18 protein-coding genes are annotated in these 19,544 nt (G+C 61.0%); 4 read left to right on the top strand and 14 right to left on the bottom strand.

Annotated features, from left to right (window positions below):
- Positions 1-135 precede the first annotated feature (135 nt).
- Positions 136-1,401 (top strand): leucine-rich repeat domain-containing protein, encoded by a 1,266-nt coding sequence (locus PQQ86_RS22530; RefSeq protein WP_408271832.1) that lies wholly within the window; start codon positions 136-138, stop codon positions 1,399-1,401.
- A 419-nt stretch (positions 1,402-1,820) separates the two neighbouring features.
- Positions 1,821-2,549 carry an OmpW/AlkL family protein gene (locus PQQ86_RS22525; protein ID WP_408271830.1) on the top strand — a complete coding sequence of 243 codons (729 nt, stop codon included), beginning with the start codon at positions 1,821-1,823 and terminating at the stop codon, positions 2,547-2,549.
- A 63-nt stretch (positions 2,550-2,612) separates the two neighbouring features.
- Here the strand turns inward: PQQ86_RS22525 and PQQ86_RS22520 are convergent, their stop codons facing one another.
- The 10 genes from PQQ86_RS22520 to PQQ86_RS22475 all read right to left on the bottom strand — a co-directional run bounded on the left by PQQ86_RS22520 (position 2,613) and on the right by PQQ86_RS22475 (position 11,754).
- Positions 2,613-2,819, bottom strand: coding sequence for a hypothetical protein (locus PQQ86_RS22520; RefSeq protein ID WP_408271828.1), 207 nt, complete (start codon positions 2,817-2,819; stop codon positions 2,613-2,615).
- Between the two features lie 128 nt (positions 2,820-2,947).
- Positions 2,948-4,393, bottom strand: a complete 1,446-nt coding sequence (locus PQQ86_RS22515; protein WP_408271826.1) for an NAD-dependent succinate-semialdehyde dehydrogenase — start codon at positions 4,391-4,393, stop codon at positions 2,948-2,950.
- A gap of 23 nt (positions 4,394-4,416) precedes the next feature.
- Entirely contained in the window at positions 4,417-5,331 is a 915-nt protein-coding gene (locus PQQ86_RS22510; protein ID WP_408271823.1) for a LysR family transcriptional regulator, read from the bottom strand.
- A gap of 9 nt (positions 5,332-5,340) precedes the next feature.
- A complete protein-coding gene (fdxA, locus tag PQQ86_RS22505; RefSeq protein WP_097395489.1) occupies positions 5,341-5,676 on the bottom strand; it encodes a ferredoxin in 336 nt (111 codons plus the stop codon).
- Entirely contained in the window at positions 5,676-6,449 is a 774-nt protein-coding gene (locus PQQ86_RS22500) for an enoyl-CoA hydratase-related protein (protein WP_408271819.1), read from the bottom strand. Before PQQ86_RS22500 ends, fdxA begins: the two co-directional genes overlap by 1 nt.
- Entirely contained in the window at positions 6,446-7,627 is a 1,182-nt protein-coding gene (locus PQQ86_RS22495) for a CaiB/BaiF CoA transferase family protein (protein ID WP_408271816.1), read from the bottom strand. The genes PQQ86_RS22500 and PQQ86_RS22495 overlap by 4 nt, the downstream gene beginning before the upstream one ends.
- Positions 7,624-9,009 (bottom strand): FAD-dependent oxidoreductase, encoded by a 1,386-nt coding sequence (locus tag PQQ86_RS22490; protein ID WP_408271813.1) that lies wholly within the window; start codon positions 9,007-9,009, stop codon positions 7,624-7,626. The genes PQQ86_RS22495 and PQQ86_RS22490 overlap by 4 nt, the downstream gene beginning before the upstream one ends.
- A 37-nt stretch (positions 9,010-9,046) precedes the next feature.
- Positions 9,047-9,886, bottom strand: a complete 840-nt coding sequence (locus tag PQQ86_RS22485; RefSeq protein ID WP_408271810.1) for an ABC transporter permease — start codon at positions 9,884-9,886, stop codon at positions 9,047-9,049.
- Positions 9,886-10,719, bottom strand: a complete 834-nt coding sequence (locus PQQ86_RS22480; RefSeq protein ID WP_408271807.1) for an ABC transporter ATP-binding protein — start codon at positions 10,717-10,719, stop codon at positions 9,886-9,888. Before PQQ86_RS22480 ends, PQQ86_RS22485 begins: the two co-directional genes overlap by 1 nt.
- A 3-nt stretch (positions 10,720-10,722) precedes the next feature.
- Positions 10,723-11,754 carry an ABC transporter substrate-binding protein gene (locus PQQ86_RS22475; protein ID WP_408271804.1) on the bottom strand — a complete coding sequence of 344 codons (1,032 nt, stop codon included), beginning with the start codon at positions 11,752-11,754 and terminating at the stop codon, positions 10,723-10,725.
- 520 nt (positions 11,755-12,274) lie between these two features.
- On the opposite strand from PQQ86_RS22475, the gene PQQ86_RS22470 reads away from it, so the two are divergent.
- A complete protein-coding gene (locus PQQ86_RS22470; RefSeq protein ID WP_408271801.1) occupies positions 12,275-13,402 on the top strand; it encodes a porin in 1,128 nt (375 codons plus the stop codon).
- A gap of 107 nt (positions 13,403-13,509) precedes the next feature.
- On the opposite strand, the gene PQQ86_RS22465 is transcribed toward PQQ86_RS22470, so the two are convergent.
- Together PQQ86_RS22465 and PQQ86_RS22460 are read right to left on the bottom strand one after the other, a co-directional pair.
- Positions 13,510-16,047 carry a DNA-binding protein gene (locus PQQ86_RS22465; RefSeq protein ID WP_408271798.1) on the bottom strand — a complete coding sequence of 846 codons (2,538 nt, stop codon included), beginning with the start codon at positions 16,045-16,047 and terminating at the stop codon, positions 13,510-13,512.
- 232 nt (positions 16,048-16,279) lie between these two features.
- A complete protein-coding gene (locus PQQ86_RS22460) occupies positions 16,280-16,795 on the bottom strand; it encodes a LysR family transcriptional regulator substrate-binding protein (protein WP_408271795.1) in 516 nt (171 codons plus the stop codon).
- On the opposite strand from PQQ86_RS22460, the gene PQQ86_RS22455 reads away from it, so the two are divergent.
- Positions 16,767-17,354: an HD domain-containing protein gene (locus tag PQQ86_RS22455; RefSeq protein WP_408271793.1), complete on the top strand. Its 588-nt coding sequence runs from the start codon at positions 16,767-16,769 to the stop codon at positions 17,352-17,354. The genes PQQ86_RS22460 and PQQ86_RS22455 overlap by 29 nt on opposite strands.
- 17 nt (positions 17,355-17,371) lie before the next feature.
- Here PQQ86_RS22455 and PQQ86_RS22450 read toward each other — a convergent pair whose 3' ends face one another.
- Positions 17,372-18,121, bottom strand: a complete 750-nt coding sequence (locus PQQ86_RS22450) for a maleate cis-trans isomerase family protein (RefSeq protein WP_408271788.1) — start codon at positions 18,119-18,121, stop codon at positions 17,372-17,374.
- A 45-nt stretch (positions 18,122-18,166) separates the two neighbouring features.
- Positions 18,167-19,519: an MFS transporter gene (locus PQQ86_RS22445; RefSeq protein ID WP_408271784.1), complete on the bottom strand. Its 1,353-nt coding sequence runs from the start codon at positions 19,517-19,519 to the stop codon at positions 18,167-18,169.
- Between the last annotated feature and the right edge of the window lie 25 nt (positions 19,520-19,544).

Raw genomic sequence — 19,544 nt, 5'->3', positions numbered from 1 at the left:
TATCCGGTGATGTGATTCACTTAAGTATGCAACACAAGCCTGGTCCACGGGTCGCGCGAAGCGCGACGTTGCCTGGGCGGAACGCGCCCCGCTCTTCGTGTATAAAGGAGGAAGCCTGTACTACGTGAGCCCGCCGTGCCCGAAACCCCGCCGTCAACCACGAACTCAAGCGCTGAAGGTCCGAATCCGTCCTTGCCGCGAATCATCAAACCATGGGCCATCGGCGGCGCAATTGTGCTGTTGCTCGGCATTTTGCTGCTGATCTTCAACCCGTTCCGCAAGAGCCCGGACGAACGGGCGCTGAGCGAACTGGGATTCATCAAAGGCACCTGCAACGACAGCAACACGTCGACAGCCACACCCGACTCGGAATGCCTGGCGTTGCGGGCGAAACCGACAATGACGGCGTCTCAGGTCGCGGCCGCTTTGCCACATCTAAAGAATTCCGACCGCAAGATTGAACTGAATCTGGGAGGCACCCAGATCGATAACCTCGATTCGCTGAAGGGACTGGACGATCTTGAATCGCTTGACCTGACGGACACGCCCGTCTGGAACATCGACGCCCTGAAGGAAATGCATTCGCTGAAAAGGCTCGTACTCCATCGCACCGAAGTCGAAAACATCGCCGCGCTAAAAGGGCTGACCGGTCTGCAATCGCTGAACCTCTGGGATACCCGCGTCTCGAATCTCGACGCGCTCAAGAACCTGCGCGATCTGCGAGAACTCGACCTGCGGGATACACAGGTTCGCGATCTCAATCCGCTCGAAGATTTGCCTCATCTGGAAACGCTCAAACTCGGGGGTGCGAGGAACGTCCGGAACGTCGACGCGCTCAGCCAGCTCGCCGCCTTGCAGACACTCGACCTCAACGAAACCCAGGTCGACAGCATCAGTGCGTTGAAAAAGCTCCCCGGTCTTCAAGCGCTCTATCTAGCAAACACGCCGCTACGAGACATCGACGCACTAAAAGGAATGTCCTCGCTCAGGACGCTCGTGCTGGACGGCTCGAAGGTCGATGATATCGACGCGGCGCAGGGCATGCTCCAGCTGAACACGCTGGTGCTCGCTCGCACGCAAGTGACGAACATCGATGCATTGAAGGGGCTCACCCGTCTGCAAAGGCTCAATCTCGCCGACACCCGGGTCGAGAACATCGAGGCGCTGACAGACCTGAAAAGCCTGCGAATGCTCAATCTCTTTCGTACCAGGGTTCGAAACATCGATCCACTGCGAGGTTTGACCGGTTTGCAGGAACTCTACCTTGCGAACACCCCTGTCGAAGACGTCGACGCGCTGAAGGGACTCACTGGCCTGCGAGAACTCGTTCTGTATGGCACCCAGGCCAGGAACGTCGACGATCTCAAGGCGGCACTTCCAAAAACGCGAATCGTGTGGTGATCATTCGACAGTTTTTCAACAGGTGCGCGAGGCTGACATCAGCCATCGTGGCCGCCGTGCCGCATCAAACCAGTAAGGAAAGGGAAGCAAATCGACATCGATATCTTCGCCATCATCCTTGCGTATAACGTTTCTTCTACTGTTAAATAAACCCACCTCAGCGTGTTAATTTTAATGCGCTGAGGCACAGTGCATTTCTTCCAAAAAGGCAACCGGAGGCCCGCTCTAACCAGCGGGCTTTTGGCTTTCTTACGCCCGCTAAAAGTAGTCACACGTACTCAATATCTGAATCGACCGCGCGCTAAATCCTTACCAAATTTCAGAGGTCACATTCGACAGAACAGATCGCAAATAGCACGGACGTACGCATAGAATCAGCACTGCCTATCAGCAAAAACAGTAAAGACAGAGGAGATAAGATGAAGCAGATAAAGGCATTCGGCGTGGCTGCCGCATTGTTAGTGAGTACGGCCGCCCACGCGCAGAGCGCCGGCGATATCGTTGCAGGCTTCGGCTGGTTTCATCTCGCGCCGCAGGACTCGAGCAAACCGCTGACGGTAAACGCGCTTGGCACGAGCGTAACCGAGACCGGCACGGGCGCGACAGTAGATGATTCGGACACCTTCGGTCTCACGGCCACCTATTTCATCACCGATCACATTGCCACGACCGCCGTGCTCGGCATACCACCGAAGTTCCATTTAACCGGCACCGGGTCGCTCTCCGCGCTTGGGCAGATCGGCTCCGCTTACGAATGGAGCCCGACGCTGCTCCTGAAGTATTACTTCAACGATGCAAAGAGTCGCTTCCGTCCTTACGTTGGCGCGGGCGCATCGTACGTGTGGTATAGCGGAGTTAAATTGAGTTCAGCGGTATCGAGCGGCAGTTTTTTGTATTCGCAAACCTATGGCACCGCGCTGGAGGGGACGACAACCGCGAAGTTGAGCAACTCGTTTGCACCGGTCATCAATGCCGGCTTTGCCTATAACATCGACAAGCACTGGTCGGTCGATGTCTCGCTGTCGTATATGCAGTTGTCGACGCGTGCCACGCTGACTACCAAGTCCCAGGTAGGAACGGTGACCAGTAGCACGAAGCTCAAGCTGAACCCGATCATTTCTTATGTTTCCATCGGGTATCGTTTCTAACCGTGCTCCGCATTGCGCCAATGCAATGCGGAACCCAGTGTGATAAGTGCCTTCAACCAGCCGTTAGTCAATGACGTTCACTTCAACAGCTTTTGGATCGGTCAGTTCGAATGTACGAATCCGGCCCGCGCGAACGTCGAGCACCAGCCGATCTATCAATTCGATTTCGAGCATTTCGCTTTCGACGTTGTCGCTCGCGGCGGTCGCAATCTTTCCATGCCAGCCGCGGCGGTGATATAGCAACATAATCACGGCGCTGGCGCGCCGCATAAAGAACCGTTCCATTCCCCGCGTCCGTCAGTATTGAATGCCCGTTTCTCAATTCCGGACAGACCATAGCACGCAGGTATCGCCGGCAGCCGAGCCGCAAAGAACGTGAAAGAAACGCCCAGTCGAGGCTACACAGCCATGACCGAAACCGACTTGGTGACCAGATAGCCCTCCATGGCTTCCGGACCCCCTTCCGACCCATAGCCCGAATCCTTCACGCCGCCAAACGGCATTTCCGGCCAGGGCGTGGCGGGCTGGTTGATCCACAGCATGCCGACTTCCATCTGTTGCGACAGCAGATGCACGTTGCGGAATGACTTCGTGAACGCGTAACCCGCGAGACCAAACGGCAGACGGTTCGCCTCGGCGATCGCTTCTTCGAGCGTGTCGAAACCGCGGATCGCGGCGATCGGGCCGAACGGCTCGTTGTTGAACACGTCCGAGTCGAGCGACACGTTGGTCAGCACGGTCGGCGCGAAGAAGTTGCCCTCCGAGCCCACGCGTTCGCCGCCCGTCTCGACCTTCGCGCCGGTTTTGCGCGCGTCGTCGAGCACCTTGCTCATCGCGGTCAGACGGCGCGCATTGGCGAGCGGTCCGATCGTTGTGCCTTCCGCCAGACCGTCGCCGAGCTTGAGGCCTTCAGCATGCTTGACGAGCGCCGCGGCGAACTCCTCGCGGACGCTGTTGTGCACCAGAAAGCGCGTCGGCGAGATGCAGACCTGGCCCGCGTTGCGGAACTTCGCGGCGCCCGCGGCCTTGATGGCCAGCGCCACGTCGGCGTCTTCCGCCACGATCACAGGCGCATGACCGCCCAGTTCCATCGTCGCGCGCTTCATGTGCGTGCCGGCCAGCGCGGCCAGCTGCTTGCCGACCGGCGTCGAGCCGGTGAACGTGACCTTGCGGATCACCGGATGCGCAATCAGGTAGCTGGAAATCTCCGCCGGATCGCCGAACACGAGGCCGACCGTACCGGCCGGCACGCCGGCCTCAACGAACGCCTGCAGCAGCGCCGCCGGCGACGCCGGGGTTTCTTCCGGTGCCTTGACGAGGAATGAGCAGCCGCACGCGAGCGCCGCGCTCAGCTTGCGCACAACCTGATTGACCGGGAAATTCCACGGCGTGAAGGCCGCCACCGGGCCGATCGGCTCCTTGAGCACCGTTTGCTGCACCGCCAGATTGCGCGGCGGGACGACCCGACCGTAGACGCGGCGGCCTTCGTCGGCGAACCATTCGATGATGTCTGCCGCGGACAGCACTTCGACGCGCGCCTCGGCGAACGGCTTGCCCTGTTCCTGCGTCATCAGGCGGGCGATGTCGGAGGCCCGTTCGCGCACCAGCGCGGCGGCCTTGCGCATGGTGGTGGCGCGTTCGTTGGCCGGAATCTTGCGCCAGGCTTCGAAACCGCGTTGTGCGGCGGCCAGCGCGCGATCCAGATCAGGGATACCGGCGTGAGCCACCTTGCCGATGGGCTTGCCAGTGGCGGGATTGATGACGTCGAGGGTTTTGCCGCTGGCGGCGTCGCACCACTCGCCGTTGATCAGAAGACGGGTATCGGTATAGCCTGATGTGACCACGTTGTGTTCCTGTTAGTTGAAAATCACGCGTCGCGCAACGCCAATTCGACATGCCTCAGGCGCCGCACAATGCGTTCGACGAACTCCAGCGTCACGTGAGGTAACGCACGCTGGTTGGGTGTGATGATGCCGACGGTGAGCGCATTGACGTTCACGTCGTCGAGCGGTCTCCATACCACGTCACCGCGCGCCAGTTCGTCGAGGAAAGCCAGTTTGGAAAAAAACGAAATGCCCCGCCCTGACGCAATTAGCCGCTTGAGCAGCGTCGTCGAGTTGCAGGTGACGCTCGGCTGCAGCGACTCCCAATACTCTGGAAAGTCGGTCGTCACAACGCCCTGAATCGGCGATCGTCCTTCGAGCCGCAGAAACGCGTGATTGCGGCATTCGTCGAAGCTGATGCGCTCCGTCTTCGCTAGCGGATGCGACGATGCCATCACCACACCCGGCGGCAACGATACCTCCGTCACAACATCGAGTCCGGCGGGCAGCTTTGTGATGTATGTAATGCCGACGTCATACTCGCCACTCACGAGCCGCGTCGGTACGTCGTGAGGCGGCACCGCCGCGATCGAATAAGTGACGGCCGGATAAGCGTCCGAAAACTCTTCGACGGTCGCCGGCAGAAAGTCGACGAAAAGCGAATCCATTGCCACGACCGAGACGTGCCCCTTGCGTTCGCCCTTCAGGTCGTCAAGTTCGCTGCGCATCAAGTGGAAGTCGTTCAGCGTCGCGCGAATGTGTTGCAGCATCCGCTCACCGGCCGCGTTCAGGCGGATGCCGTTCGGCAACCGGTCGAACAGTTCGGTCCCCATCTCGGCTTCGAGCTTCAGGATCTGCCGGTTGACCGCGCTCGACGCGACATAGAGGTTCTGCGCGGCCTTGCGGATCGAACTGCACCGAGCCACTTCGACAAAATACTTCAGGACATTCGCATGCATCGTGTTTTCTCAGTTCATCGGCCGCACCGTCCAGGCGGCGACCACGGGATGATCGCAGGCTACCTTGCCGACGTCACATGCGCCACCCGGGGAACCGAGCGCACTCGCTTCCGGCCCGAAGAAATCCCGGTTCACGGCGGCGAAGATGGCCTCCGATTGCGGGAGTTCTTCATCGTGAAAGATCGCTTCGGTCGGGCACACCGATACACACACCCCGCAGTTGATGCACTCCTCAGGGTGGATGTAGAGCGTGCGCCCGCCTTCGTAGATACAGTCAACCGGGCAACATTGCACACACGCCCCATCTTTGACGTCGATGCAGGGCGACGTGATGACGTAGGCCATCAGTGTCCACTCCAGACCGGCTTGCGCTTCTCCTGGAACGCGCGCACGCCTTCATTCGCGTCCTCGGATTCCAGCGCGGCCACCAGGGCGGGCAGTCGCAGTGCCTGTGCGTCCGCTGGCGAGAGTGTGGAGGTGCGCTTGACCACCTGCTTGATCGCCTGCAGCGACAGCGGCGCGCACGCGAGCAGCGCCTGAACCCAACGCTCGACGGCAGCGTCCAGTTCAGCACGCGGCACGACTTCGTTGACGAGGCCCATCTCGAGTCCCTCGCGTGCCGAGACGCGGCGGCCGGTCATCAGCATCGCCATCGCCTGGCGGTACGGGATCTGGCGTTGCAGCAGGGTCATGCCGCCGTCAAGCGGCATGCGCCCGACGAGCGCCTCGGGCAGCCCGAAGCTCGCTTCATCGCAGGCAACCACAAGATCGCACCCCAGCACCATTTCGAAGCCGCCACCCAGTGCATAACCGTTGACCCGCGCGATAACCGGCACGTTCAGCGTCTCGCGAAGCGCAATGCCACCAAAGCCGCCTGGGCGCGGCGCCGCCCAGTACTCGAGACCGCTCACCGACGGATTTTTCAGGTCCGCGCCGACGCAGAACGCACGCTCGCCCTCGCCCGTCAGGACCACGACCCGCACATCGCGGTTCCGCTCGAGCTCGCTCCACACGCGTTGCAGTTCCGCTTCGGTGGCAAGGTCCACGGCGTTGAGTGCTTCCGGCCGCGCCAGCGTCACCGTGGCAACGTGCCGGTCGATGACAAGACGTACGCTCATACAGCCTCCGTCGCGACCTTGCCGCGCAATTGTTGCAGGACCTCTTCGGTATGCTGGCCGAGGCGCGGCGGTCCGCGCCGCAAGCCAACCGGCGCCAGCGAAAGCTCGATCGGGCTGCCGATGAAACGGACCGGCTGGCCTTCGCCCTCGCCTTCCAGAATCAGCTGGTTATGCAGCGTCTGAGGGTCGACGAGCGCTTCACGCAGATCGCGCACCGGTGCACACAGCAGGTCTTGCTCTTCGAGGCGGGCGAGCCAGAAATCGCGCGTGTTGCTCGCAAAGCGTTCCCGGAAAATCCGCTGCAATTCGGTCTTGTGAACGAACTGCTGATTGAGATTGCAAAAGCGCGCATCGAGCGACAGGTCGTCGATCTGCAGCGCGGTACAGATGTCGCGCAGCGGATTCGCCTTGAACGCACCGACGAGTACCAGTGCGCCATCCTGGGTATCGAAGACACCCGAGAGCGGCATCGCGGCCCAGTTCACTTCCGAATCGGCCATCATGATCATGGCGGCTTCCTGCATCTGCATCGCGAGCATCGAGTTGTACAGCGACACGTTGACCTTCTGCCCCTCGCCCGTGCGTTCACGATGCAGCAACGCGAGCAGGATGCCCTGCACCATGTGCATGCCCGCCGAATAGTCGGCGAGCGCTGTCGGGTACACGGAAATCGGCAGCGACTCATCCGCGCGGCGCGCCATCACACCGCTCATCGCCTGGGCGAGTACGTCCTGGCCACCCTTGTGCGCATACGGTCCGGTTTCGCCGAAGCCCGTGCCGACCGCGTAAATGATCCGCGGATTCAATCGGCGGCAGTCTTCGTAGCCGACGCCCATACGGTCCATCACGCCTGCGCGGAAATTGCTGACGACCACGTCTGCGTCCGCGATCAGCGCCTTCAGATCAGCCAGTTGCTGCGCGTCGCGCAGGTCGAGCGCCACGCTGCGCTTGTTGCGATTAAGACTGCAGAAGATCGGATTGTCCGCGCCGGCCACCGGCTCGAACGTCGAGCGGCTCAAGTCGCCCGCCCCCTTTCTCTCGACCTTGATCACGTCGGCGCCGTAATCGGCGAGCATCTGTGTGCAGACCGGCCCCATCATCACCTGCGTGAGATCGACTACGCGCACGCCGGCAAGCGGCAGGTCAGGTGTCTTTGCAACGTGGTTGGCGACGTTCATGCGGCCTCCCGCTTCTCGATGTGTGCGGCGAGCGACGGGACATCGGCATTGCGGCCGGTCTGGTCGCCCGGATCGGCGCCTTGTGTGCGCAAGGTCTTCTGCAGCGCATGCACGTCGACGTCACGCACTCGCACGCCCGCATCCAGCGCGAGCGCGGCAGCCACACCGGCGGCTTCGCCCATCGCCATGCAAGGCGGAATTTCACGCGACATCTTCTGCGCCTGCGAGGTCGCCGAATAGTGGCGACCGGCAACCAGCAGGTTGTCGATCTGCTTCGGCAGCAACACGCGATACGGCATGTAGTAGTCACGGCCACGCGCGATGCTGTCGTCGAAACGGGTACGCTGGGCGAGATCATCCTTCGTCATCACATACTCGCCTTCGAGCAGGCGCGTCTGGCGCACGCCGGTTTGCGGCGCGACATCGATCACGTAACACTGCTCGAACCCAGGCAGCTTCTCGCGCACGAAATCGACCACCGCGTGAATGTGCTTCCGGCCCTGCACTTCCGCACGTGTCAGGTCTTCGGGCTTGAGGCCATCGAGACCGGCCATGTGCGGGCAGTTGCACCACACCACGCCGGGCAACGGTGTCTTCAGCCACCAGTAGCCCCACGAGCCACCGAGAATGCGCTTGATCTGACGATCCAGTGCCGCGAATGCCTCGGGTTCTTCGGCTTCGAAACGCTCGGCCGCCTCTGTATCGACGCCGCCCAGTCGAAACACAGTCGTCGTGATATAGGTGCCGCCGACATGCGGCACGCCCGCCGACGCCGCGACATCGAGATCCCCCGTCGCGTCGATCACCACGTCGGCAAGGATCGCTTCACGACCGCTCTTCGACTCGCAGATCACGCCCTTCACCTGACCGTCTTCGACCAGCGTGCGCGAGAACCATGAATGCAGACGCAACTTGATGCCGAGCGATTCCACCATCTCCAGCGCGACGCGCTTCATCCCGTCCGGATCGAACGCTGCGGCGAAGCACACGGGGTGAGGCGTCTTCTGGCTGTGAAAGTCGAAGGTGCCCCAGCGTCCCCACTTGCGATACGCGGCGGGATCCTCGCCCCACTCGTCCGAGCGCGGGAACGCCGCCAGCTTGCGCGCCGCCATCCGTTCGATGAAGGTCATGCAAACGCCGCGCACCGAAATTTCCTGTAAGTGGTTGTCCCACATGTCGTCGAGTACCAGCACCATGCCGCCGGAAGCGAGGCCGCCCAGATGGTTGTAGCGCTCCAGCAGAATTACCTCGGCGCCGTTGCGCGCCGCTCCGATCGCTGCCGACAGGCCTGCGGGACCGCCGCCCACCACCACGACGTTTGCCTTGGCCGCAACGCGCACATCGCGTGCATTTTCCTGAATCAAATCGCTGATCATGTTCACTTGTCTCCTCTGAGAATTCGGGTATTTCGTATTCGGTTCAATGCGTGTTTTCGGGCTGCCATCTGACCACCAGGCGTTCGATAATCGCGATCACCAGGAAGAACATGCCGGACAGCACTGCGCTCATGATGATTGCCGTGTACAGCAGGGCTGAATCGAAGCTGTACGTCGCCTGGATGATCATGGCGCCGATACCTTGCGTGGCGCCGATCCATTCGCCGACCACCGCGCCAATCACCGACATCGATGCAGCGATGCGCAAGGCGGAGAAGAGATAGGGCAGCGAAGCGTAGAGGCGCAACTTGAAGAAAATTTCGCGCTTGCTTGCCGACAGGATCTGCATCAGTTCCATCGCCTGCGGGTTCACCGCTTGCAGCCCGCGGACCATGTTCACGAGCGTCGGGAAGAAACAGACGATCGCCGCGATCGTGATCTTCGGCTCAAGACCATTGCCCATGATGAGGACGAGAATCGGCGCCTTCGCGACCACCGGAATCGAGTTGATCATCACCGCGACCGGATAGAAGATGTCCTGCAGCGTCTTGTTGTGCACGAAGACGGTGGCGATCAGGATCGCCGCCAGGTTGCCGAGCAGGAAGCCTCCCACTGCCTCAATCGCCGTCGGCACCAGGTTCTGCAGCAGCACATCGCTCTTGTTGAACAGCGTCTCCAGAACCAGGAATGGCGACGGCGCGATAAACGGCTTCACATGAAAGCCCGCCACCACTGCCCACCACGCGAACAGCAAACCCACGACGCCGAGTACCGGCAGGAGGCGCGCGCGCCACAGGCGCTGGCGGCGTTGCGCAAGCCACGCTTGCGCTTCAGGGTCCGCCGCTTGAGACGACAGGTTCAATTGCATTTCGGACGTGGTCATCAGCAGGTCTCCAGTACGCGCCGCAGATAGGCAGCGAGTTCGACGAATTCACGGGTCTCGCGGATATCGAGCGTGCGGTCTTCCGGCAGTCCAACCGGGACAATCTCCTTCACACGTCCAGGATTGGCGGCCAGCATCAGCACGCGCTGGCCGAGAAAGGCCGCTTCATAGATGCTGTGGGTGACGAAGAGCGTCGTGAGACCCATCTCTTTCCAGACGCGGCGCAGTTCTTCGTTCAGACGGTCACGCGTGATTTCATCGAGCGCGCCAAAAGGCTCGTCCATCAGCAGGACTTTCGGGTCGCTCACGAGCGCTCGCGCAATCGCGACACGCTGGCGCATCCCGCCGGACATTTCGTGCGGGTAGGCGTCCTCGCGCCCTTTGAGGCCGACAAGTTCGAGCAGTTCGCGCGGTGTCGCCCGGCCCGCACGTGCCTTGCCACCCGCGACTTCGAGCGGCAACTGCACGTTCTGGATCGCCGTGCGCCACGGCAGCAACGCCGCGTCCTGAAACACGAAGCCGATGTCCCGATGCTCACGCGCGACACGGGGCGCCGCGCCGAGCACGCTGATCTCGCCGCGGCTCGGCTTGATGAGGTCCGCGACGACTCGCAGGAACGTCGACTTCCCACAGCCAGAGGGACCGAGGAGCGTGAGAAATTCCCCGGCGGCGACGTCAAGGCTCAAGCCTTCAATCGCCGTGACGCTGCGCCGGTCGGTGAAAAAGCGCACATTGATATTGCGGCAACTGATAGACAGATTCGTGTCTCGCAGCGCGTCGGCAGACGAGCCGGACCCTTCCGCGCGCGGCGGATTCATAGTGGCAGCATGCATGGATTACACCTTGAGGCGAGAGGAACGGGTAGCGTTGAGAACGTCCATCGTCATCACGTCATCGACCTTGGGCTGACCTTTCTGGAACTGGCCCAGCTGACCGTACATCGTGATCTGCTCTTCCCAGACCTTCGCCTCCATCGTGCCCCAGCCCTGGGTCTGCGTGGTCTGATCGAACGCGTAGCCCATCAGCGAATCGATCGCGACGCGCTCATCGGCGCGGTTCAGATTCGGATATTCCTTGATGAGCAGATCGACAGCCTGGTCGCGATGCGCATTCGCGTAGAGCCAGCCACGCGCGGTTGCGCGCAGGAAACGCGCAACGGTGTCGGGATGGTCCTTGAGTGTTGCGGTGTTCGCGTAGTACGGCAGCGCGTAGAGGCGCACGCCGGTGTCCCACAGGCGCAGGTCGACGCGATCTGCCCCGAGCGCCTTGAGCGCCGTGGTGTTGGTTTGCCAACCGGTCACAGCATCGACCTGGCCACTCAGAAGCGGCATCATGTCGGCGCCGATCGGCACGATGTTGACCTGGCTTTCCGGGATCTTGTTCTTCGCAAGCAGCGCCTTGAGCAGCACCATACCCGTCGACTGGATACCGATACGCTTGCCAATCATGTCGTGCGGCGTGCGCACGGGATTCTTCTTGAGCGAAAAGAAACTGTAAGGATGCTGCTGCAGCCCGACCGCAATGCATTTGATCGGCAAGCCTTCTGAGACCGCGAGCATGATCGACGGGCTCGACGAAATCTCGCCGGCCTCGGATCGGCCCGAGGCGACAATCGCGACGCCGTCAATGTTCGGGCCGCCCGGCTGGATGTGAAAATCGATTCCTTCCTGATCGTAATAGCCGAGCCGCTTCGCCGTCACCTCACCGACCTGGTTGCCGCCCGGAACCCAGCCCAGTTGCATGTTGACGGTTGCCCTGTCGCCCGCAAAGGCCCGCACAGAAAGCAGTGCGCCCGTTGCAGCCATGCCGCCCGCCGCGAGTGTCATCCGCAGCAAACGCCGACGTCCGGCATTTTTGATTACTGACATCATCTCCTCCGTTGGTCCTTCCTGGGATACAAGGGGCCGGTCCTCTAACGCTCAGTGCTGCCGGTCCAAACGATTATTAAGAGCCAAAAGTGTCCCCGCAAGCATCAATTTTGAAGATGAGTGATGCCGAAATTAGCTCACCCATTCTGCGCAAAACATCAGACAAATTACGTGCGAGCGTGCGCGATTTGCGCACCTCCAAGCCTTGGATGCGCTAAAAATTCGATCACTGGTGGTCAAATTCGGTGCTAGCTGTCGCGAATTTTGTTCCGCAAGAATCGCCAGCAATCGCACCAGATTCGTATCGCCGTACAGGTCGATTACCGAAAGCCAGTGGTAGTGACAGACCTTCGCGGCGCGGGAACGCCTTGCTGATCTGGCCATTCACCCGAGAAAGTTGAGACGGTCATCGGAGACACAAAGCCTTCGCTGCGCAATGGCTTTGTTTCGTCATCCTAAAAACAATTCAGATTCAAGTATTTGCTTTTACTTTCCCAAAACAAGCCATTCAAAGGAAATCATGAATCGACGCATCTTTGTTCTCGCTTCAATGGCCCTGTTCTGTCAGGCGGCATCCGCCCAAAGCAGCGTGACCCTGTACGGGCTGATCTCGACCGGCATCGTCTATGCGAACAACCAGAAAGGGGCCGACAAGCAAGGCCACGCGACGTGGCAATTCGCGAGCGGCCCGATGCAGACGCCACGCTGGGGGATGAAGGGCGTAGAGGATCTGGGTGGAGGTCTGAAGGCCATCTTCACGCTGGAAGGCGGCTACAGCGTGGCGACTGGCGCACTGTCTCAGGGAGGCCGTGAGTTTGGCCGGCAGGCGTTTGTCGGCTTATCGTCGGATACCCTCGGAACGGTGACGCTAGGCCGTCAATACGACGAGGCGGTAACGCTGTGTGTATTCTCGTCGGCCTGTCAGTTCGCGGCGTACGGCGCGCACATTGGCGACAGTGATAACGTGTTCGACACGTTCCGGATCAACAACGCGGTCCAGTACAAGAGCATCGACTACAAAGGTCTACAGTTCGAAGGGCTCTACGGCTTCTCGAATAAGGCGGGTGGCTTCTCTGACAACAACGCCTATAGCGCCGGCGTGCAGTATCGCAACGGCCCGCTGTCAGCCGGCCTGGCGTTCCTTCAGGTCAATACGCCGAACGACGCAAATAACACGAATGGCGCGGTGGTGAACGACTATGGCTTCACGTCACCGTTCATCACGAATCCGGCGACCAACGCGGGCGTCAGCAAGCAGAGGATGTTTGGAGCCGGCGGCGCTTACACGTTCGGGCCGGCGAACCTGTCGCTGCTTTATACCAACGCGCGATTCGACTATCTCGACACGTCGCGCCTGACGCTGCAGAATTTTGAGGTCTCGTTGACCGATTACGTGACGCCGCAGCTCATTCTGGGCGCCGCGTATATCTTCACCACCGGGCAATATCACCCGCAGGACAACAGTCCGAAATGGCATCAGGTGAATACCGGCGTGGACTATCTGCTTAGCAAGCGCACCGATCTATTTCTAGTCGGCATTTATCAGAAAGCGGCGGGTGATGCGCAGTACGCGCAGATCTATTCGCTCTCGCCGTCCACCACCAAGTCGCAAGTCTCAGCGGTGGTTGGACTCCGGCATAAGTGGTAAGCAGTATGACTTGCCTGCACGACGGTGCGGAACGCCGGATCAAAGGATCCGGCGGGCTTTAGTGGGCTTCGGTGGGTTGGCTGACTGTATCGATAGTCTGCAGAAGATCAGCGCTCTACCTTCGACATAACCGCCGTCGTCGGGTCATACCGATAACCCTTCTGCGAAAGCCGCTCGGCCATCGTCGCGCCGATCAGCTTTTGCTGCGTGTCCCGGGATACCAACTCACTATCGGGCTTAAGCCGTTCAAGTTCAGACGAGAGCTTCCGGATGAGCGCCACTTCTCCTGTGCTGCGCGAGTCGATGAACAATAGCTTCTCGTTTGCCGACGCGAGTCGTTCTTTCAGGTCCTTAGCATGCTCGACCCACTGCTCGGCAATCGTGCGTAGCTCGTTAAAGGCCTTCTCATGCGCTTTCGCCTGAGCCGATATCTGCCGTTGTAACTCGGCGACGTCTTCCGCCTTCGCAGAGTCGCCCGCTTGAAGGGCAAATTGATGGCTGCGTCGCGCTTCTTCCGCGCGCGCCTTCTCGGCTTCTCCGACGCGCTGCGCCAATGTCGCCGCATGTTGTTCAGCGGCCTCTGCGCGCTCCTTCGCGGTAGACGCATCCTGCGAAACCTGAGCCAGTTCAGCGATCGCAGCCGCTTTCGCCTTAGTCATGGCGCTGACCTGCTCGCGCGCCGCCTCGAGTTCTCGGGTGACGCTTTGCAGTTCGTCGTGCTGAATCGACGCTGCCCCGCTCCGCGCTGCGTTTGTCCGCCGCTCTGCTTCGAGCGCGATCCGCGCTTCCTCAAGTTCTCGGTTGACGCGCTGCAGTTCGTTGAGCTGACCCGACGCTTCCTCACCCCGCGCTGCGCTTGTCTGGCGCTCGGCAGCGAGCGCAGTGCGCGCCTCACTGAGTTCCGCCTCGGTCGCGGCGATCCGCGCGAGGCTCTCGCTCACCTGGGCCGTAGCAGCTTCTGCGCGTGATGAAGCCGCACTGGATTCCTGCGACCATCGCTCCGCTTCGGCGGACTTCGCCTGCTCGACTTCTGCGAGGCGCTGCTGCAACGTCACCGCATGCTGTTCGGCGAACTCTGCCCGCTCCTTTGCGGCCGACGCGTCTTGCGCGACGTGGGCGAGTTCAGCGGTCGCGGCCGCGTTCGCCCCAGTCATGGCGCTGACCTGCTCCCGCGCCGCCGCAAGTTCCTGGGTGATGCGTTGCAGTTCGTCACGCTGAATCGACACCTCGCCGCGCCGCTCTTCGCTTGTCCGGCGCTCGGCTTCAAGCGCGATTCGCGCCTCCTCGAGTTCCCGGCCAACGCGCTGCAGTTCGTTGAACTGCCCCGACGCTTCCTCGCTCCGCGCTGCGCTCGCCTGATGCTCTGCTGCCAGCGCAGTGCGTGCCTCATCGAGTTCCGCCTCGATCGCGGCAATCCGCGTAAGGCTCTCGTTCGCCTGCGCGGTGGCGGCTTCTGCACGCGACGATGCCGCGTTAGATTCCTGCGCCCATCGCTCAGCTTCGGCCGACTTCGCCTGCTCGACTTCTACGAGGCGCTGCTGCAATGTCACCGCATGCTGTTCCGCGAAATCCGCCCGCTCCTTCGCGGCAGACGCATCCTGCGAGACCCGAGCCAGTTCATCCCTCGCGACAGACGCGTCGTGCGAAACCTGAGCCAGCTCAGCGCTCACAGCCGCCTGCGCCTCAGTCATGGCGCTGACCTGCTCCCGCGCCGCCTCCAGTTCCCGGCCGACACGCTGCAATTCGTCGAACTGAATCAACGCTTCTTCGCTCCGCGCCGCGCTCGTCTGGCGCTCTGCTTCGAGCGCAAAGCGCGCCTCATCCCGCTCGGCCTCCAGTCCGGCGCCCCGCGCGAGACTCTCGTTCATCTGCGCCGTGGCCGTTTCTGCGCGTGCCGAAGCCTCGCTAGCCTCCTCCAACGCTCTATCCGCTTCGGCCGACTTCGCCTGACAGTCGTAGCCTATCGAGGTCACCTCCTGCCGCGCCTCGTCGAGCTCCTGCTTCATCTGTGCGATCTGATCGTTGTGGCTGGCAGCAGCAGCGGCCAACTCTTCACGCGCGTGGCGTTCCTGGTCGAGTTCCGCCTTCGTATGCTCCAACGCGGCCTCTTCCGCCGACACATGCTGCGCCAGTTCGTCCACGCGAGCCTCGGCAGCTTCGGCGCGGCCAGTCGCTGTTGCGAGTTCCGCTGCGAGACGCGTGGACGCATCCTCGGCGCTGCTCAGCGCGCTCGTCAGCGCAATATGCCGCTCACGCCCGGTTTCGACTTCCGCCACCGTCCTCTGATACTCGGCAAGCGCCTCATCCCGTTCCGCGCGGGCAGCGTCGAGGTGCTGATTCACGGCACTCAGGTGCTGACTGACCGCCCGGTCAGCTTCGCCTTGGGCGGCCATCCAGAGCCGCTCAGCGGCGCTCGTCATGGTTTCAGCGATGTGCTCAGGCAGCCCGGCCTGAACCTGCACATGGGGCGTGAAGGGCTGTCGCACTTCGCGCCAGCGCTGCAAAGCCGCCGCAACGGCAACGATCGAGCCGCCCGGAATCTCCGGCCAAATGGTCACTGGAGACACCTTCCGGCCTTCTTCGACCATGCGATCCGCGATTCCGGCGACGAGTTCGTCCGTGATTGTGTCTGCGTCCGTAGACATAAGCGCCTCAAAGCTCATTTTGGCCTAACGAAAAATTGAGTCCCCAATACGTTACTCCATCTGGCGGCGCGCCCAATGAAAGGATTGCGGGTCGGCTCATACCGCGCGATTCGCCGTTCACTGAAAAAACCGGCAACGCGGTGACGAACGTCATCCGCGCGGTATGGCGTGAGACCGATATTATGGGCGATATCCCGGCAGTGTCGGAGGAGCGGACGCGAGGCGCACAGGCCTACAACGCCCGAGCTGCGTCGCGCAGAATTTCCTGAACGCGTTGCGCGATCGGCGACAGGTAGCCGGCCCTTCGTATCAGTCCAACCTGACGCTGCAGGCCGTCGAATTGAATCGGGCGCACGGCAATGTCGACCGGTAGAGGACCCGGGTCGAAGCTGCGCGCGTTGATAAAGCTGACCAGCTGCGTAGTGGATACGATAAGAATCAACGCGGCCAAACTATTGGCCTCGGCCACAATGCGCATAGGCAGGTGGCCCAGTTTTGCAAAGGCTTGCTCGATCTGCACACGTGCAAATTCCTGTCGACTGGACGCGGCCCATTCGCAGTCCACCAGATCGTCTACCGTGACCGATTCCCGCTTGGCCAGAGGGTGCCCGGTGCTAACCATCAGGCTGTAGTGATCGTCATACAGCACCTCCTTGACCATGGATGCGTCCAAGGTCTCGGGCAAAGGGCATACAGCCAGCTCCACTTCACGCTTGTCGATGGCGCAGTGCGCCGCGTTCCGCCACATGCGCGAGGGTACCGAGCAGGATTGGGCGATCATCGGTAGTGAGGTTGGGCCGTTCGCCAAAGGACTGCCCGGCCGCCTGCTGGACCACCTGCGCTTGCTGAATGGCGACTTTGGCGGCTTTCCTGTTGATCGTCTGACGCATAGCTTGCAGACTGCCACACTGGCGCATCGCGACAACCAGAACGAGGAATACGTGGTCTGCGCGCTGCTGCACGACATTGGGGATACGCTGGGAAGTTACAACCACGCCGACGTTGCAGCCGTGCTGCTGGAGCCGTTCGTCAGCGCGGAAAACCACTGGATGATCAAGCACCATGGGATCTTCCAGGGGTATTACTTCTTCCACCACATGGGCATGGACCGCAATCTGCGCGATCAGTACCGCGACGTGCAGGAGTTGTTCAAGCGTACCGCGCATTTCTGCGAAAAATATGACGCGACGGCCTTCGATCCGGATGCGGAAACACTGCCGCTAGCGTTCTTCGAACCGATGGTGCGGCGAGTGTTTGCTAAGCCGAAGCGAACCCTGTACAAAGCCGCATTCGAAAAAATCGGCTGAGTGTCAGCCGTAGCCGATCACACGCCGGACAGCAACGCCCCCGCACCAGGCACGATCGGCTCGAGCTTAAGATGATCCAGCATGCGCCGAACGGTACATACCGCAGTCGAAACCGTACGGATTCCCAGCATGTCTTCAATGCGCTGAATCGCCGGCAATGAAGGCATCTGGACGCAAGCGGACGCCACCAAAACGTCCGCGCCTTCCGTGTTCAGGCCGCGAACGTCGTCGACCAATCGCATCGGGTCGCGCAGACCGACTTCAAGGTTGTCGGGAATCTCGAAGCAGAGGGAATCGATGACCTCAATGCCTTCGTTCTCGATATAAGCGACGACAAGATCAGTCAAGGGCCGCATGTACGGCGCCATCAGCGAAATCCGACGAGCGCCCATGATCTTCAGACCTTCCACCAACGCGCCCGCGGAAGTCATGACCGGGGCGAGACAATGATTGGCGCGCGCAACTTCCAACAGTTCACGTTCGGTTTGCCGATGATATCCAGGCCCCATCGCCATGATCGCGACCAGGCACGCCGTGCTCATGACATCGACACGAGCGTCGGCGAGTTCCGCCGCGCAGCGCAGGCCTTCCTTGTTCATCGCGACCAATTCTTCCTTCGTAACCTTGTGCATTCTCATCCGGCTCGAATGGAAGGTGAAGCGCTCGGGGCGGATCGCTTCACGGGCACGAAGCATGGCGGGAATTTCAGTTTCCATGGTCGTATTCGAGCTTGGAACGATCTGTCCAATGCGAAAATTTTGAGGCATCTTTCTCTCCGAAATAGATTTAGGCATCCAAATTTCTTAACTGACTCAGTCCGGCATGCCCGTGCCACGCGTCTCCGGCAAAAACCACGGAACCACGATACCGATCAGATACACCGAGCCGAGTGCCAACGCAGCTTGAGACACACCACCGAATGATTTGATCATGCTGCCCGCGATGATCGGGAACACCCACGCGATCAGACGCGCTGCATTGAACACGAAGCTAATCGCGGTGGAACGCACGCTGGAACCAAAGAGTTCACATGGGTAGATCGCCATCCAGACATAGGCACAGCCCAGGGTGAAGAAGCCATTGATCGGCGCCACGACCATCATCGCTTCAACGCTTGTCGTCAGCTTGTACGTGACGATCGTTGTGAGCAATGCGCCGACGAAAGTGAGTGACAGGAACGCTCGCCGGCCGATTGCATCCACTATGAAGCCCGCGATCATGTAGGCCACAATCGCGCCGATGGTGTACGCGATCGATATCTTCGAGCCCCACGACAAGGCATCGGGGATACTTTCGGCTTTAGCGAGCGCCACGGTATAAGTCGGCAGCCAGCTGGAAATGGCCCACCAACCGACGGTCGTGACGATCGACAGTACGAGCAGAAGCAGTGTGCGGCGCAGCGCTTCAGGTTCGCTAAATAGTTGCGTGAGCGTGAAGGGGCGCTTGTCGGATGCAGGCGCGTCGCCCGCAACCGGCTGCGTGCTCGTCGCGCTCCAGCGTTTCTCGCGCACCGCGCGTTGCCATTTCTCCGACTCGTTGACCCCGCGGCGGATGTACAGCACAAAAAGTGCGGGAACTGCGCCAAGCACGAACATCAACCGCCAGGTTTCGGCGCCGAGTGGATGCGCCGACGAAAGCGCGTACCACACAACCGCCGCGATCAGGGTGCCCCAACCGAAACCCGATTGCAGAAAACCCGCTCCTTTCGCACGCGCCCGCTCAGGCCAGGTTTCCGACAGCAGCGCAACGCCCGTGCTCCATTCGCTGCCCATGGCGAGGCCCGTCAGGAAACGCAGCCCGCACAACACCCAGAACGTTTGCGAGAACGCGGTCAAACCGGAAAACACCGCGTAGAGGAAGACGGACCAGAGCATCATCCGCTTGCGTCCGACATAGTCCGCGAGAATCCCACCGATCAGACCGCCCGCCCCCCAGCCAAGCAACGTGATGCCGATAACCAGACCCGCGTATGTCGTCGGCGACGCGGCTTGTGCCGGCGACAGCACCGAATGCAGCATCGGCCCAAGCACGACGACGAGCGCCAGTGCTTCATAGCCGTCGAAAATCCAGCCGAGAAAGCTGGCCTTCAGCACACGCCAGTGCATGGCCGTGAGCCCCTCGTACCAGCGAGTTCCCGAACTCAAGGCAAGGTGTTTGTGTTCCATCTTTCGTCTCCTTTATGTTTTCAAC

It is taken from the genome of Paraburkholderia sediminicola, from assembly GCF_046026675.1.
GTDB lineage: Bacteria > Pseudomonadota > Gammaproteobacteria > Burkholderiales > Burkholderiaceae > Paraburkholderia > Paraburkholderia sediminicola_F.
Note: the sequence above shows the minus strand (reverse complement) of the source record. Positions and strands in the feature narration are given on the sequence as shown.